The organism is Rhodococcoides corynebacterioides NBRC 14404 (assembly GCF_001894765.1).
In the GTDB taxonomy this organism is placed as follows: domain Bacteria; phylum Actinomycetota; class Actinomycetes; order Mycobacteriales; family Mycobacteriaceae; genus Rhodococcoides; species Rhodococcoides corynebacterioides.
This window is the reverse complement of sequence record NZ_BCWV01000004.1, coordinates 517,081-533,585: the sequence shown is the minus strand read 5'-3', so window position 1 is coordinate 533,585 and position 16,505 is coordinate 517,081. Positions and strand designations below refer to the sequence as shown.

The following is a 16,505-nucleotide window of genomic DNA, read 5'->3' as shown; positions in this document are numbered from 1 at the left end:
ACGAACCCGGTCGGTAAGTCCGGCCCCGCGGGATCGATCCACCAGGCCGCTCCGGTCATGACGTCCGCGACCGCCGGACTCAACCTCTCCGATTCCGTCTACGAGCGTCTGCTGCGCGAGCGCATCATCTTCCTCGGCACCCAGGTCGACGACGACATCGCCAACAAGCTCTGCGCCCAGATCCTGCTGCTCTCCGCCGAGGATCCCACCCGCGACATCGCGCTCTACATCAACTCGCCCGGTGGCTCGGTCTCCGCGGGCATGGCGATCTACGACACGATGAACTTCGCGGAGTGCGACGTCGCCACGTACGCGATGGGACTCGCGGCGTCGATGGGCCAGTTCCTGCTGACGGCGGGCACCAAGGGCAAGCGGTACGCCCTCCCGCACGCGCGGATCATGATGCACCAGCCCTCCGCCGGCATCGGCGGCAGCGCCGCGGACATCGCGATCATGGCCGAGCAGTTCGCGCTCACCAAGCGCGAGATGGCCGAGCTGATCGCACAGCACACCGGCCAGTCGTTCGAGCAGGTCACCGAGGACTCCGACCGCGACCGGTGGTTCACGGCGCAGCAGGCTCTCGAGTACGGCATGGTCGACCACGTCATCACCCGTGCGCAGCAGGCCGGGGGCACCAGCGGAGCCGACAACTGACGCTCGGCTCCACCCGTCACCCCTCCTTCGCGCCGCTCGCGGCACGTTCTCACACCTGGAGACTTCCATGACAGAACTGTTCGACCCCCGCAAGACCTTCGCGCCGGGATCCACCTCGCCCGTCGGCCCCGATTCCCGCTACATCCTGCCGTCGTTCGTGGAGCACTCGAGCTACGGCGTCAAGGAGTCCAACCCGTACAACAAGCTGTTCGAGGAGCGCATCATCTTCCTCGGCGTGCAGGTGGACGACGCCTCGGCGAACGACATCATGGCGCAGCTGCTGGTGCTCGAGGGACTCGATCCCGATCGGGACATCACGATGTACATCAACTCGCCCGGTGGTTCGTTCACCTCGCTGATGGCCATCTACGACACCATGCAGTACGTGCGGGCCGACGTGGCCACCGTCTGCCTGGGCCAGGCGGCCTCCGCCGCGGCGGTGCTGCTGGCCGCGGGCGCGCCCGGCAAGCGTGCGGCGCTGCCGAACGCTCGCGTCCTGATCCACCAGCCGTCCACCGGCGGCGTGCAGGGTCAGGTGTCCGACCTCGAGATCCAGGCCGCCGAGATCGAGCGCATGCGTCGTCTGATGGAGACCACCCTGGGTCGCCACACCGGCAAGGACGCCGACGTGATCCGCAAGGACACCGATCGGGACAAGATCCTCACCGCCGACGAGGCCAAGGACTACGGGATCATCGACACCGTGTTCGAGTACCGGAAGCTCTCGGCTCGTCGCTGACGGACACTCCGACACGTTCTCGCCACATCTCTGCCGCGCGGCGTGTGGACGGGTACGGTCGCAGGCAGAAGTTCGGCTCCCCGGCCGTCGTCGCATCGGCGTGTGCGGGGAGCCGAATTCGAACGACAAGTGAGGATCGATTCCCATGGCACGCATCGGAGACGGTGGCGACCTGCTGAAATGCTCTTTCTGCGGGAAGAGCCAGAAGCAGGTCAAGAAGCTCATCGCCGGGCCCGGCGTCTACATCTGCGACGAGTGCATCGACCTCTGCAACGAGATCATCGAAGAGGAACTGGCGGAGTCCAGCGAGGTCAAGCTCGACGAGCTGCCCAAGCCCGCCGAGATTCGTGACTTCCTCGAGAACTACGTCATCGGCCAGGACGCCGCCAAGCGTCGGCTCGCCGTGGCGGTCTACAACCACTACAAGCGCATCCAGGCCGGCGACAAGGCCCGTGACGCGCGGGGCGAGTCGGTCGAGTTGGCGAAGTCCAACATCCTCATGCTCGGTCCGACGGGCTGCGGCAAGACCTACCTGGCGCAGACGCTCGCAAAGATGCTCAACGTGCCGTTCGCCATCGCCGACGCCACCGCCCTCACCGAGGCCGGCTACGTGGGCGAGGACGTCGAAAACATTCTGCTGAAGCTGATCCAGGCCGCGGACTACGACGTCAAGCGGGCCGAGACCGGGATCATCTACATCGACGAGGTCGACAAGATCGCGCGCAAGAGCGAGAACCCGTCGATCACGCGGGACGTGTCCGGCGAGGGCGTGCAGCAGGCCCTGCTGAAGATCCTCGAGGGCACGCAGGCGAGCGTTCCGCCCCAGGGCGGGCGCAAGCACCCGCACCAGGAGTTCATTCAGATCGACACCACGAACGTGCTCTTCATCGTGGCCGGCGCGTTCGCCGGTCTCGAGAAGATCGTCTCGGACCGCGTGGGCAAGCGCGGCGTCGGCTTCGGTGCCGAGGTGCGGTCGAAGGCGGAGATCGACACGCAGGACCACTTCGCGGAGGTCATGCCGGAGGATCTGATCAAGTTCGGTCTGATCCCGGAGTTCATCGGTCGTCTGCCGGTGGTCGCCTCGGTGACCAACCTGGACAAGGACTCCCTGGTTACCATCCTGTCGGAGCCGAAGAACGCGCTGGTCAAGCAGTACACCCGCCTGTTCGAGATGGACGGGGTGGAGCTCGAGTTCACGCCGGACGCGCTCGACGCCATGGCGGAGCAGGCCATCCACCGGGGTACCGGTGCCCGCGGTCTGCGCGCCATCATGGAAGAGGTCCTCAACCCGGTGATGTTCGACATCCCGAGCCGTGACGACGTCGCCAAGGTGGTGGTGACGGCAGAGACGGTGAACGACAACGTCCTGCCGACCATCGTTCCGCGCAAGCCCGACCGTCCGGAGCGGCGCAACAAGAGCGCCTGACCCACTCACGACGCGAGCCCCCGATCCACACGGATCGGGGGCTCGTGTCGTGACGGGAGGGTCAGCCCGCCGCGATGTCCGACGGGTGCTGCGCCAGCGGGGTCACCGCGATGGTCATGTACGGGAACAGCGGAAGATTCCACAGGATCTCGTGCAGGCGAGCGTTGTCGGCGACGTCGAAGATCGACAGGTTCGAGTACTGCCCGACGCACCGCCAGATGCTGACCCACTCACCTCCCCGTTGCAGGTCCTGCGAGTACGCCTTCTCGCGAGCGAGCGTGTCGGCGCGAACGTCGGGATCGAGATCGTGCGGGATCGCGACGTCCATGGTCACGGCGAAGAGCATGTGATCAGGCCCGATCGGCGCGGTCGAGCACGAAGTCGTAGGTGACCTCCTGGCCGCCCTCGACGTCGCGGGGATCGAGCACGAGCTCCGGCTTCACAGCGCTGGCGACGTCGTCGTCGTTGTGGGTGTCGCCGGGGAAGTACAGCTGCGTGGTGATCTGCTCGTGGCCGGTCGCGCCGACCTTGAGGTGCAGGTGGGCAGGGCGCCACGGGTGCCAGCCGGCGGCCGAGATGAGCTTGCCGCACGCACCGTCGGTGGGGATCTGGTACGGAGCGGGCTTCAGCGTCCGGATGCGGAGCCGGCCCTCGTCGTCGGCCGTGACCGTGCCGCGCAGGTTCCACTCGGGGATGCCGGGGGCGAACTGGGAGTAGAAGCCGTCGGCGTCGGCGTGCCAGATCTCGACGACGGCACCCGGCAGTGGGCTGCCGTCGACTCCGGTGACCTGACCCTGGAACACCAGCGGCGTGCCCTGTTCGTTCTCGCGGGTGGGAAGCGTTGCGTCGCTGCCGAGTTCGGGTGCGTTCGGCACGTAGTAGGGCCCCTCGATGGTGCCCTTGCTGCCGTCCCGGGTCTCGCTGGCGACCTCCTCCACGACGTGTTCGACCCACACGTCGAGGAAGAGCGGCCACTCGCCGTCCTGCCCGACGGAGATGAGCCAGGCCTTGAGGGCGTTGTACTCCTCGTAGGTCACCTTGTGCTCGCGCACCGTGCGGTGCACGGCGTCGAGAACCTCACGGGCGAGGAGGCTGACGCGCTCGGGCGGCGTCGAGGCCGCCATGGCCTTGTCGGTGGTGAAGCGCTGGGTGGCAGTGGCGCCGGAGGCGGCGGCTGTTGCGGTGGTCATGGGCGTTCCTTCGGTCGATGTGGGGACTGTGATCGTGGGCTGTGTTCGTGTGTGTGGGGCTCAGGTGTCGGTGCGATAGTGCGCGAGCTTGTCCTCGTCGATCTGCACGCCGAGGCCGGGGCCGGGCGGCACCTGCAACTCGCCACCGGTGATGGCGAGCGGATCGGTCAGCAGGTCGTCGGACATGTCGAGGAAGTTCGAGAGTTCGCCGGCGCGGCGCGAGGTGGACTCGAACGCGGCGCCGAAGGCGACGGTGGCGGCCGAGCCGAGCTGACCGTCGATCTGGTTGCCCATGACGACCTCGAGACCGAGGCCCTCGCAGAGATGATGGGTACGGCGCCCGCCGGTGAAGCCGGAGCGGGAGGTCTTGATGCTCACCGCAGTGGCGGAACCACCGAGGATCTCGCGCGTCACCTCGGCGGGGGTCACCGCGGATTCGTCGGCGACGAAGGGGACCGAGAGCTGCGAGACCAGCCACCGGCGCCCCAGGACGTCGTCGGCGGGGCAGAGTTCCTCGGCCAGGGACAGATCGAGGTCGGCCATCTCCGCCATCGCGCGGGCGGATTCCGATGCGGTCCAGCCGCGGTTGCCGTCGACGTAGAGCTCGACGTCGTCGCCGAGTCCTTCGCGCAGGGCCCGGACGACGGCGGTGTCCAGGGATACCGGCCGACGGCCGACCTTCACCTTGAACGTCTCGATGCCGTACTCGGCGCGCATGCGGCGGGCCTCGTCGACCATGGCGGCGGGGGTGTCGAACCCGAGCATGTGGCTCACCCGCATACGGTCGGTCCAGCCGCCGAGCATCTCGGTGACCGAGGTGTCGAGGGTGCGGCCCAGCGCATCCCAGATCGCCATGTCCAGAGCGGCTTTCGCGACGGGGTTGCCGACCGTCCGAGACAGGCGACCGTGCACGACCTCACGGTCGAGCAGCGTCAGCCCGGTCACGGCCGGCGCGAAGATGTCCTCGATCACCGCGACGACGCCGCGTTGGGTCTCGCCGTAGGTGAACGGGCGAGGTGGGGCGTCGGCGATCCCGACGACGCCGTCGTCGGTGCGGACCCGCACCAGCACGTGGGTGGCGGCGTGGATCTCGCCGCTGGCGAAACGGAGCGGCTTGCGATAGGCGATCGTGTACGGGATCGCCTCGACGGCAACGATTTTCACAACGGTCCTTCGACGAGGGTGGCAAGGCGGGCGGTCTCGGGCGCGGAGTCCGTGGTGACCGCGTCGGGCGGGAGAATTCCGGATTCCTCGAGGGCCCGGATCAGGGAGTGGACCGCGGCGGGGGCGTCGCGGGGAAAGGCGAGGGCGAGGTCGATGGTCTCGGCGCCGGCGACGTCGCGGAAGACGACACCGTCGAGCCTCATCGACCGCACCGATTCGGGGACCAGGGCCACACCGAGCCCGGCGGCGACGAGAGCGAGGAGAACGGACGTGTCCGGTGCCTCGTGCGCGCGGCGAGGGGTGAAACCGGCCGTGCGACAACTGCGCACGACGACGTCGTTCACCGCGGAGTGGGTGTCCGCGTACATCACGAAGCCGTCGTGGGTCACGTCCGACACTTCGAGGGAGGGCTCGTCGGCCAACCGATGGTCCGCCGGCAGGGCGAGGACCAGCGATTCGGTGGCGAGAGTGCGGACCACCAGGTCGTCTCCCGCCACCGGCGGTCGCAGGACGGCGAGATCCAGTCGGTCCGTCCGCAGGCCCTCCACCTGGGCGGGGGTGAGCAGATCACCGTGGATCTCCAGGGCGATGCCGGGCAGCCGTTGCCCGACCGCTCGGGCGATCGCGGGGAGCCGGTCGAACGCCGCGGTGCCGGTGAAGCCGATCCGAACCAGGCCCGTGTGTCCTTCGTCGATGCGGCGCACGCCGTCGACGGCGTCGTCGAGGGCGGCGAGGATGCGCACGGCTTCGCGGTGGAAGTAGGCGCCGGCCGGGGTCGGGGTCACCTGGCGCGTGGTGCGGGCCAGCAGGGTCACGCCCAGCTCGGCCTCGAGCTGGCGTACCGACTGCGACAGCGCCGGCTGGGCGAGGAAGAGCCGCTTGGCCGCCTGGCCGAAGTGGCGCGTCTCGGCCACGGCGACGAAGTGGCGCAGGTGACGGAGCTCCACGGCATTCCTCGCTCTCGGGTTCGGTCGGGTCGTGACCGGTACCACAGTAGGACCGCGGTCCATCGAAGACAAAGACATGATCGGGCCGGATTGATCACTCGGACTGATCAATCCGTACCGGGGTCGGGTCTGGGCAAAACCCTGGTGTGACCCCGGCCACGGCTCGTCAGGATCGAGGCATCCCCCGCATCGACCCGAAGGGCCTGACGATGACCGACACCCTGGACAACGTTCGCGCACGCGTCGACGGCGCCGTCGTGGACGACGAGGCCGCCGGCGTGTATCGCGCCAACCGTTCGATCTTCACCGACGAGCAGATCTTCGAACTGGAGATGACGCACATCTTCGAGGGCAACTGGATCTACCTCGCCCACGAGTCGCAGCTGCCGAACCCCGGTGACTACTTCACCGTCCACATGGGCCGCCAGCCGGTGGTGATCACCCGGGACAAGGAGGGGGAGTTGCACTGCCTGATCAACGCCTGCGCCCACCGCGGTGCGATGCTCTGCCGTCGCAAGACGGACAACCGCACCACCCTCACCTGCCCGTTCCACGGGTGGACGTTCCGGAACGACGGCACGTTGCTCAAGGTGAAGGACCCCGAGGGTGCCGGGTACCCCGATACTTTCGACGTCGACGGCTCGCACAACCTCACCCGCGTCGCGAAGTTCGGGAACTACCGCGGCTTCCTGTTCGGCAGCCTGAACCCCGACGTGCCGTCCCTCGAGGAGCACCTCGGTGACACCACGAAGGTCATCGACATGCTCGTCGACCAGTCACCGGACGGGCTCGAGGTGCTCCGCGGATCGTCCACCTACACCTTCGACGGGAACTGGAAGGTGCAGGCGGAGAACGGCGCCGACGGATACCACGTGTCCGCCGTCCACTGGAACTACGCGGCCACCACGTCGCGCCGGAACAACGGTGAGTCGGCCAACACCACCAAGGCACTCGACGCCGGCGGGTGGGGCAAGTCGGGCGGCGGCTACTGGTCCTACCCGAACGGGCATCTGTGCCTGTGGACGTGGGCGGCCAACCCGCAGGACCGACCGCTGTGGGACAGCATGGACGAGCTCAAGAAGACGCACGGCGACGCCAAGGGCGAGTTCATGGTGAAGGGCTCGCGCAACCTGTGCCTCTACCCGAACGTCTATCTGATGGACCAGTTCTCGACGCAGATCCGGCATTTCCGACCCATCGCTCCGGACAAGACCGAGGTGACCATCTACTGCATCGCGCCGAAGGGCGAGAGCAAGGAAGCCCGTGCCCATCGCATCCGGCAGTACGAGGACTTCTTCAACGCCTCGGGTATGGCGACCCCCGACGACCTCGAGGAATTCCGCTCCTGCCAGCTGACCTTCCAGGCGACCGCCGCTCCCTGGAACGACATGAGCCGCGGTGCCGAACACTGGCTGACCGGACCGGATCCCGTCGCGACGGCCCTCGGAATGGACGGCGTCATCTCCGCCGGCGTCAAGAACGAGGACGAAGGCCTGTTCGCGGTCCAACACGGCTACTGGCGGTCCACGTTGCTGGCCGCTCTCGACCGCACCACCACCGAAGGACAGTGACGTGACCACTCCAGTCGACAACCGCACCCCGGCCGACACGGCCACCACCGGAAAGACGATCACTCAGAACGACATCGAGCAGTTCCTCTACCGCGAGGCGCGGTACCTGGACGACCGTGAGTTCGAGCTGTGGCTCACCTGCTACGCCGACGACATCGAGTACTGGATGCCGTCCTGGGGCGACGACGACCGACTCACCGAGGATCCGCAAACCGACATCTCGTTGGTCTACTACGAGAACAAGGGCGGGCTCGAGGACCGCGTGTTCCGCATCCGCACCGAGCGCTCGAGCGCGACGTCGATCCCGGAACCCCGCACCAGTCACAACATCTCGAACGTCGAGGTCATCTCCCGGCGCGGTGACCTGGTGGACGTGCGCTTCAACTGGCACACCATGTACTTCCGCTACAAGACGGTGGATCCGTACTACGGCACGTCCTTCTACACCATCGACTTCTCCGGCGACTCCCCGCTGATCCGTCGCAAGACGGTGGTGCTGAAGAACGACTACATCCACCACGTGGTGGACATCTACCACTTCTGACGACACGAGAGGAGAACTCATGAGTCACCGTGTCGCGCTGTCCTTCGAGGACGGCGTCACCCGCTTCATCACCTGTTCGAACGGGCAGACGGTGGCGGACGCGGCCTACCGGTCGCGCATCAACATCCCTCTCGACTGCCGTGACGGGGCCTGCGGAACGTGCAAGGCGGTGTGCGAGTCGGGCGAATTCGACGGCGGCACCTATCTCGACGACGCCCTGTCGGACGACGAGGCCGCGAAGGGCTACTGCCTGCCGTGCAGCATGACACCGCAGTCGGACCTGGTTCTGCAGATCGCGAGCACGTCCGCGGTGGCCAAGACCAGTGCCGCGACCTACACCACGACGGTGACGGCGGTGGAGCGACTGTCGCCCACCACCGTTCGACTCGCGGTGGCCGCGCCGACCGGTGCCGACCTCGCCTTCCTGCCCGGGCAGTACGTCAACATCGCCGTCCCGGGACGCGTGCCGGGGTCCGACGGGACGACCGACCACGAGGTCGAGACGCGGTCCTACTCCTTCAGCTGCGTTCAGGGATCGTCCGAGCTCGAGTTCCTGATCAAGCTGATCGACGGCGGGCTCATGTCGTCGTGGCTGTCCCGGGCGCAGGTGGGCGACGCCGTGTCGTTCACCGGTCCGCACGGCAGCTTCTTCCTGCGCGAGGCCGAGCGGCCCGCTCTGCTGCTGGCCGGCGGGACGGGCCTGGCGCCGGTGCTCGCGATCCTGCGGACGCTGCGGGAGAGTGGCAGCGACCGTCGCGTGCACCTGGTCTACGGCGTGAGCACGGACGACGACCTCGTGTGCCTCGACGTTCTGCGGGATCTCGAGACGTCGATGCCGAACTTCAGCTGGGACCACTGCGTGTCGGATCCGGCGACCACCGCGCCGCACACCGGCTACGTGACCGGGCTCATCGAGGACGAGCACCTCAACGGTGGTGACGTCGCGGTGTACCTGTGCGGGCCGCCGCCGATGGTCGAGGCGGTGCGCACGCACTTCGCCGAGCGCGGGGTCGAACCGACCGGCTTCTACTACGAGAAGTTCGCGCCGTCGGCGTCGAGCGTCGAGGCCGCACCCGCCGCACCCGCCGCTCCCGCTGCGGCCCACGGCGCCGCACCCGCGGTGGCCGTTCCCGCGGAGACCGTGTCCGCGGTGGATTCCGAGTCGAGCGTCGCGCCCGTCCCCGCGATCACCGATGTCACCGAGAGCACCGACGTCACCGATGTCAAAGAGACCGAGACCGCCGAGGCGCCGACTGCCGACGCCGCCGCGCGACGTCTCTGCGGTCAGGAGGTGTTCGCCGCCCGTGCGACGACGGCCGGTGCGACCCTGACGACGTCGGTCGAGTCCCGCGACGACCTCGCCACGGCGCGAACCGTGGCGGGACAGCAGATGATGCCGTCCGCGGGCGCCGGCGACGGTGTGGTGGCCGACGATCCCGGCCGAGATGTCCGACCCGCCACCGACGACGTCGCGAATTCCGTGGCGGGACAGTCACTCCGGTCGGGACGCGACGGGCTCCGGCCTCTTGTCGCGCCCGCCCCGGCAGGTCCGGCCCCATCCGCCCCGCCCTACGAGATCGGCGAGGAGCACCCGTCGGTTCACGAGTCGGACGCGGTCTTCGAGGCGCGACGGGCTCTCGAACTGGGCGCGCTGGAGCTGGTCGTCGGCCGACTGACGTCGCAGCAGATCGCCGGGTACCGACTGCTGGCTGAGGCGACCACTCGCTACGTCGACGGGGACCGTTTCGTCGACGCAGCGGCGTACACCGACACCAATGCCGCCTTCCACGACTATCTGTTCACCGCGACCGGCAACGACCACCTTCTGCAGGCGTACACCGCGCTCGGGGTGAAGGCGGCGATGGCCGAGGTCCTGCGCGGGGCGACGTGGTGCGATCCGCAGTGCGCTCAGGACCACCTCGACATCGTCGACGCCGTCGAGGCGGGCGACCGTGAGCGAGCGAGGACGCTGATCGCCGACCACGCGGAGAGGTCGAAGGCCACGATGAAGCGCGCCATGGCGGACACGCTCGCGGCGAAGCGTCCGAAGTTCGTGAGCCCCGGCCGGTTCGCGGGCAAGGTCGTGACGGTCACCGGCGCCGCGCAGGGTATCGGCGAGTGGGTGGCCCGGCGGATCGCCGCCGAGGGCGGCACGCTGGTGCTGGCGGACCGGTCGGAACTCGTCGACTCGGTGGCCGCCGAGTTGACCGCGCAGGGCGGGTCCGGTGGTCCGGTCACCGCGGTGCTGGCGGACCTCGAGACGATGGAGGGCGCCGAGTCGCTCGCGTCCGCGGCGATGGACCGTCACGGTCGCATCGACGTCGCCGTGCACGTGGTCGGCGGCACCATCTGGGCGAAGCCGTTCCAGGAGTACCCGCCCGATCAGATCGAGAAGGAGATCCGTCGTTCGCTCTTTCCGACTCTGTGGTCGTGCCGAGCGGTGTTGCCGCACATGATCGACGGCGGGGGCGGGACCATCGTCAACGTCTCGTCGGTCGCCACGCGAGGCATTCACCGGGTGCCGTACGCGGCGGCCAAGGGCGGCGTCAACGCCATCACGTCGGCCCTCGCGCTCGAGGCGGCACCGCACGGTGTCCGTGTGGTGGCGACGGCACCGGGTGGGACCGAGGCGCCGCCGCGGCGCATTCCCCGCGGGCCGGGGCCGGCCGACGACCGCGAGCGGCGCTGGTACCAGGACCTGGTCGATCAGACGACGAGTTCGTCGCTGATGGGCCGGTACGGCACGCTCGACGAGCAGGCGGCGGCGATCTGCTTCCTGGCGTCGGACGAGGCGTCGTACATCACGGCCACGGTCCTGCCGGTGGCCGGCGGCGACCCGGGCTGAGCGAGTCCGTGCGGCCCGGATCGCCTCGATGGGAGGGGCAACACGGCTACGGTGACCGCGTGAGCCCCACCCGACCGACGGGCAGCCGCGACGACGCGATCGCTCTCCTCGCCGGCACCGCCGAGCGCGGGTACGTCGTGGTGGTCCGGGGTCCGCGTGGGGCAGGCCTGTCCACGGCGCTCGCCCGCGTCGCCGCGGACCTGGCGCGGACCGGTGACGTCGAGATTCGCAGCGTGCGTGCCGTTCCGTGGGAGACGACGTCCCCCGGGGGCGTGCTCGCGCAACTCGGTCCGGCGGACCCGGGTGCGCCGGACGCCGTCGCCACGGTGATGGTGATCGACGACGCGCATCACGCCGATCCCGCATCGCTGCGCGACCTGACGACGAGGGTTCGCCGCCACCGCGACGGCGGTCTGTCACTGCTGTGCGGTGTGCATGCGGGCGATCATGGTTCGTCGGCGTCGCACGACGTTCTCACCCGGGCGGCGGACGTCGAGGTGGCGTTGCCGCGCCTCTCCGTGCAGGACGTCGCCGGTATGGCGGCCGCTCGTGGGATCACGCTGTCGCACACGGCGGCTCAACACCTGACGCGGCACGCGGATGGCCGGCCCGGTATCGTCGCCGCGCTGCTGGCGGAACTGCCGAGCGACACCTGGCGCACCCCTCGCCCCGCGCTGCCGGCGCCCGCGGCGGACCGTCGCCGCGTCCGAGACGCCCTCGCCGCGGGCGGGGACTCGGTGCGTGCCGTGGTCACGGCGGCCGCGATCCTCGGCGAGCGGGCGGCGCTACGGACGGTGTGTGCCGTTGCCGCGGTGGAGGATCCATGGCCGGCGCTGGAGGAGGCACGCCGCGCGGATCTGCTCTCGGTGGTCCGCGCGGCCACCGCCGTCACCGTCGAGATCGGCGATCCGGTGGCACGCGCGGCGATCCTGGCGACCCTCGGCGAGACCGAACGGGCGCGTCTGCACCGGGTCGCCGCGGAGACCGTCGAGGACCCGGCCGACGCACTGGCTCATCTGGTCGACTCGCGCGCGGTGCCGGATCCTGCGGTGTCCGATCGGCTGGACGCGGTCGCGGCCGAACGCGCCCGACGTGGCGAATGGGCCACGGCAGCACGGCTCTACGCGCTGTCGTCGAGGTCGAGTGTGGATCCCGCCGACCGGGACGCGCGATTGGTGCGTGCGGTGGACGCCGCGATCGGGGCGGGTGACGTGCCCACCGCGGCGGGCTGGAGCGCGCAGATCGAGAGCTTCCGCGACACCCCGGCGAAGAATGCGGTGCTGGGGTACCTCGCCATCCTGCGGGGACGCCCGCAGGACGCGGAGGTCCGGCTGCACCGGGCGTGGACCTCCGTGCGACGAAAGCACGATCCGCGGACGGCCGCGACGATCTGCCACCGCGAGGTCCTGCACAATCTGGCGCGGTGTCGCGGGGCGGATCTGGTGACGTGGGCCGACCGTGCGGTCGACCTGGTGGGGGCGGACGACGCGACGGCGGTGGAGGCGCGCACCATTCGCGGCCTCGGCCTGGGGTCGACCGGCCGCACCGCGGAGGCGCTGGCGAGTTACGACGACCTGCTCGCCCACGTCGAGTCGGGTGCCATGGGTCAGCGCGTGCAGATGGGGGCGGGATGGCTGCACCTGGCCACCGATCGCCCGGACGCGGCGCGGGCCGAACTCGAATCGGCACTGCCGACGGACTTTCTGGGCGGATCGACGCGAATCTCGTTGTGGGCCCATGCCTGGCTCGCTCGGTGCCACGTCGCGACCGGGGACTGGGACGCCGCACTGCGGGTCGCGGCGGCGGGTCTCGATCTCGCCGACCGGTCCGGGTCCGATCTGATCGTTCCCCTGCTGCGGTGGACGGTCACGCAGGTGCATGCGCTGCGGGGGGACTGGGAGGCTGCCGACGAGAGCGCTCGGGCGGGTGACGCGGGCGTCCGCGACTACGAGATCATGCGCGTTCCGGCGCTCCTCGCGCGAGCGGCGGTCGCGGAGGCGCGTGCGGACTACGCCGCGGTGCTGCGCATCCTCGCTCCGCTGACCGAGGACTGGGCGCGCGGCGACATCTCCGAACCGGGATTCTGGCCGTGGCCGGACGTGTTCGCCAACGCACTCGTCGTCGAGGGGCGGCTCGACGAAGCCGATGCCTTTCTCCGCGCCCACGAGGAACGCGTGCGTCTGCGCGGGCATCGCTCGGCCGGTGCCCGGCTGGCGTACGCACGGGGCCGATTGCTCGGCGCGCGTGGCGATCTCGACGCCGCCCGTGCCTCGTTCGAGTCCGCCGTCGGGGCACTGGCGGATCTGCCGCTGGTGTACGACCGGGCTCGCGTGCAGTTCGCGTACGGCCAGACGCTGCGGCGTGCCGGCAAGCGGCGGGAAGCCGACGTGGTGATCTCCGCCGCGCGGGACGCCTACCTCGCGCTGGGCGCGAACACCTATGTGGCGCGGTGCGAACGAGAGCTCAAGGCGGGCGGAATGCGGGCCGTGTTGAAGGATCGACCGCACGACGCGCTGACGCCGCAGGAGGACGCCGTGGCGTCCTTGGTTGCGACGGGTATGACGAATCGTGAGGTGGCGGCGGAGCTGTTCCTGTCGGTGAAGACGGTGCAGTTCCACCTCACTCGGGTGTACGCGAAATTGGGGATCCGCTCGCGCGCCGAGCTCGCCGCTCGGTCGGCCGGCGGCGAGTGACCGACGCCGCGACGTCGATTGGGCGGCTCCGGCGTCCGAACGGTGCCCGGGTCGGCACTGGGTGATCGTCCGGTGTGATCCAGGTCATGACGAGTGACGATCGTGATCTACACCGTCCGTGCCGCTCGTCGGCGCAGGACGTCCCCCCTTCGACGTCAGGATCACCATGACCACCTCCGCCGACGACGGCCGTGTCGCGGTCGCCGTGCCCCGCACGGACGGCTGGGCGAGCGATCGCCACCGCCGCAGCGTTCTCTGGATCGTCGCGCTCGCGACGGCCGCCATCGTGTTCGACGGCTACGACCTCGTGGTCTACGGCGCCGTGTTGCCGACCCTGCTCGCCGATCCCACGGCCCTCGGGACGATCGACCCCGCCACCGCGGGTGCGCTCGGGTCCTACGCCTTGATCGGGGTGATGGTCGGCGCGCTTCTCGCCGGCGCCGTGGGCGACCGCATGGGCCGCCGCCGCACCATGCTCACCGCCATCGTGTGGTTCTCGGTGGGGATGGGCGCGACCGCACTGGCCCCGTCCGTCGGGACCTTCGGCGCTCTGCGGTTCCTGACCGGCATCGGCGTGGGCGCCCTCGTGGCGACCGTGGGCGCCATGATCGCGGAATTCGCGCCGGCCGATCGCCGAAATCTGTTCAACGCCATCGTCTACAGCGGAATCCCGGCCGGCGGGGTGCTGGCGTCCCTCGCGGCGATCGTGGCCGAGGACGCCGTCGGGTGGCGCGGACTGTTCTGGCTCGGCGCGCTGCCGTTGGTGACGCTGCTCCCGCTGGCGATCCTCCGGATGCCCGAGTCTCCGCGGTGGTTGCTGGCCCGCGGTCGCGTCGACGACGCGCGCGCCGTCTGCGCGTCGACCGGCATTCCCCTGCCCGAGGCCGAGGTGTCCGCACCCGGTGATCGGGTGGGCTTCGCCGCGCTCGCCCGCCGTCCGCTCCGTCGCCCGACCCTTCTCCTCGGGTCGATGAGCTTCTGCGGATTGCTGCTCACCTACGGCCTCAACACCTGGCTGCCGCAGATCATGTCGGAGGCGGGATACAACGCCAAGGGCTCGCTGTCCTTCCTGCTGGTGCTCAACGGCGGCGCCATCGTCGGCGGTCTGATCGCGTCGCGAGTGGCCGACCGCACCGGTCCGCAGCGAGTGGTCGCGGCCACGTTCTGTCTGGCCGCGCTCGCGCTGGTGATCCTGACGTCCGGTGCGCCGCTGGGCGTCCTGCTGGTCGCGGTGGCGGGTGCCGGGATCGGCGCCATCGGCACGCAGGTCCTGATCTACGGATTCGTCTCCGGCTACTACCCGACGTCCTCTCGGGCCGCCGGTGTGGCGTGGTGCGCCGGCTTCGGACGCCTCGGTGGTATCGGCGGCCCGCTGGTCGGCGGGCTGCTGCTCGGGGCGGGGGTGTCGTCGGCGACGGCGTTCCACCTCTTCGCCGGTGTCGCCCTCGTGGGCGCCGCGGTCACCCTGACGGTGCCGCGGCGCACGGCGGGGCCGGTCGACCCCGCCCCGGCCGATCAGACTCGCTCGAAGACCGCCGCGAGGCCCTGACCGCCGCCGATGCACATGGTCTCGAGACCGTAGCGTGCGTCGGTGCGGACCATCTCCCGCGCCAGCGTCGTGAGAATGCGGGCTCCGGTGGCACCGACGGGATGTCCGAGGGAGATGCCCGACCCGTGGCGATTGAGCCGCGGGTCGTCGGCATCGATCTGCCACTCGCGGAGGACGGCGAGCACCTGCGCGGCGAAGGCCTCGTTCAGCTCGACCACGTCCATGTCCCCGAGGGCCAGACCCAGGCGGCCCAGAACGGTGGCGGTGGCGGACACCGGTCCGATGCCCATCGTGGCGGGGGCGACGCCGGACACCGCCCAGCCCGCGAGGCGCACCATCGGCTCGAGCCCGAGTGCGGCGGCCTTCTCCGCGGTGGTGACCACGCAGAGCGCGGCGCCGTCGTTCTGTCCGCTGGCGTTGCCGGCGGTGACCGTGGACTCGGGGTCGATCGCGCCGCGGATGGGGCGCAGTCGGGCGAGGGATTCGGCGGTGGTGTCGGCGCGGGGGTGCTCGTCCCGATCGACGACGACGTCACCGCGGCGGTTCGGCACGGTGACGGGCACGATCTCCTCGGCGAAGACTCCGCTCTCCTGCGCCGCGACGGCACGTCGGTGCGACTGCACGGCCAGCGCGTCCTGGTCGGCGCGGGAGATGCCGTACTCGGCGCGCAGGTTCTCGGCGGTCTCGATCATGCCGCCGGGCACGGGAAATGCGGTGCCGCCGGCGGTGACTCGGGCACGGGCGAGTCGGTCGTGCAGGGCGAGCGCGTCGCCGCGGACCCCCCACCGCATCCCGGTGGAGTAGAACTCGGTCTGCGACATCGACTCCACGCCACCGGCGAGCACGAGCTCGCTCGCGCCGGACTGCACCTGCATGGCGGCGTCGAGCACCGCCTGCAGGCCGGAGCCGCAGCGGCGGTCCACCTGACGGCCGGGGACGCCGATGCCGAGGCCGGCGTCGAGAGCCGCGACGCGGCCGATCGCGGGAGCCTCGCCGTTCGGTGAGCCCTGGCCGAGGATCACGTCGTCGACGTCCGACCCGGACAAGCCGGTGCGAGAGAGGATCTCGGCGATCACGGTGGTGGCGAGCGTCGGGGCGGTGACGTCCTTCAACGCTCCGCCGAAGCGGCCCACGGGGGTGCGCAGGGGGGTGCAGACGACGGCGTCGGGCATGGGGTCCTCCG

13 protein-coding genes are annotated in these 16,505 nt (G+C 70.0%); 8 read left to right on the top strand and 5 right to left on the bottom strand.

The window, feature by feature from the left end; all coding sequences use genetic code 11:
• The first annotated feature begins 36 nt into the window (after positions 1-36).
• The 3 genes from RC2_RS11770 (at position 37) to clpX (ending at position 2,819) form a co-directional block, all read left to right on the top strand.
• On the top strand, positions 37-654 hold the full coding sequence (locus RC2_RS11770; protein WP_280141905.1) for an ATP-dependent Clp protease proteolytic subunit: 618 nt from the start codon (positions 37-39) through the stop codon (positions 652-654).
• A gap of 67 nt (positions 655-721) precedes the next feature.
• Complete coding sequence (locus RC2_RS11765) at positions 722-1,393, top strand: ATP-dependent Clp protease proteolytic subunit (protein ID WP_068147109.1); 672 nt, start codon at positions 722-724, stop codon at positions 1,391-1,393.
• Between the two features lie 145 nt (positions 1,394-1,538).
• Entirely contained in the window at positions 1,539-2,819 is a 1,281-nt protein-coding gene (gene clpX / locus RC2_RS11760; protein ID WP_068147105.1) for an ATP-dependent Clp protease ATP-binding subunit ClpX, read from the top strand.
• A gap of 61 nt (positions 2,820-2,880) precedes the next feature.
• Here clpX and catC read toward each other — a convergent pair whose 3' ends face one another.
• The 4 genes from catC to RC2_RS11740 are packed head-to-tail and all read right to left on the bottom strand — an operon-like array spanning position 2,881 to position 6,120.
• On the bottom strand, positions 2,881-3,165 hold the full coding sequence (gene catC / locus RC2_RS11755; protein WP_068100091.1) for a muconolactone Delta-isomerase: 285 nt from the start codon (positions 3,163-3,165) through the stop codon (positions 2,881-2,883).
• Positions 3,166-3,169: 4 nt separating this feature from the next.
• A complete protein-coding gene (gene catA, locus RC2_RS11750; RefSeq protein ID WP_068147102.1) occupies positions 3,170-4,009 on the bottom strand; it encodes a catechol 1,2-dioxygenase in 840 nt (279 codons plus the stop codon).
• A gap of 60 nt (positions 4,010-4,069) precedes the next feature.
• Positions 4,070-5,173: a mandelate racemase/muconate lactonizing enzyme family protein gene (locus RC2_RS11745; RefSeq protein ID WP_068147098.1), complete on the bottom strand. Its 1,104-nt coding sequence runs from the start codon at positions 5,171-5,173 to the stop codon at positions 4,070-4,072.
• Positions 5,170-6,120 (bottom strand): LysR family transcriptional regulator, encoded by a 951-nt coding sequence (locus RC2_RS11740; RefSeq protein ID WP_068147095.1) that lies wholly within the window; start codon positions 6,118-6,120, stop codon positions 5,170-5,172. The genes RC2_RS11745 and RC2_RS11740 overlap by 4 nt, the downstream gene beginning before the upstream one ends.
• 209 nt (positions 6,121-6,329) lie before the next feature.
• Between RC2_RS11740 and benA the strand changes: the two genes are divergently transcribed.
• The 5 genes from benA to RC2_RS11715 all read left to right on the top strand — a co-directional run bounded on the left by benA (position 6,330) and on the right by RC2_RS11715 (position 15,322).
• Positions 6,330-7,691 carry a benzoate 1,2-dioxygenase large subunit gene (gene benA / locus RC2_RS11735; protein WP_068147092.1) on the top strand — a complete coding sequence of 454 codons (1,362 nt, stop codon included), beginning with the start codon at positions 6,330-6,332 and terminating at the stop codon, positions 7,689-7,691.
• A 1-nt stretch (position 7,692) separates the two neighbouring features.
• Positions 7,693-8,235, top strand: coding sequence for a benzoate 1,2-dioxygenase small subunit (benB, locus tag RC2_RS11730; protein WP_068147091.1), 543 nt, complete (start codon positions 7,693-7,695; stop codon positions 8,233-8,235).
• A gap of 19 nt (positions 8,236-8,254) precedes the next feature.
• A complete protein-coding gene (benC, locus tag RC2_RS11725; protein ID WP_068147088.1) occupies positions 8,255-11,080 on the top strand; it encodes a benzoate 1,2-dioxygenase electron transfer component BenC in 2,826 nt (941 codons plus the stop codon).
• A 59-nt stretch (positions 11,081-11,139) separates the two neighbouring features.
• On the top strand, positions 11,140-13,773 hold the full coding sequence (locus tag RC2_RS11720; RefSeq protein WP_068147086.1) for a helix-turn-helix transcriptional regulator: 2,634 nt from the start codon (positions 11,140-11,142) through the stop codon (positions 13,771-13,773).
• Positions 13,774-13,939: 166 nt separating this feature from the next.
• On the top strand, positions 13,940-15,322 hold the full coding sequence (locus RC2_RS11715; protein WP_068147081.1) for an MFS transporter: 1,383 nt from the start codon (positions 13,940-13,942) through the stop codon (positions 15,320-15,322).
• Here RC2_RS11715 and RC2_RS11710 read toward each other — a convergent pair.
• Positions 15,289-16,494, bottom strand: a complete 1,206-nt coding sequence (locus RC2_RS11710) for an acetyl-CoA C-acetyltransferase (protein WP_068147077.1) — start codon at positions 16,492-16,494, stop codon at positions 15,289-15,291. The genes RC2_RS11715 and RC2_RS11710 overlap by 34 nt on opposite strands.
• Positions 16,495-16,505 lie beyond the last annotated feature (11 nt).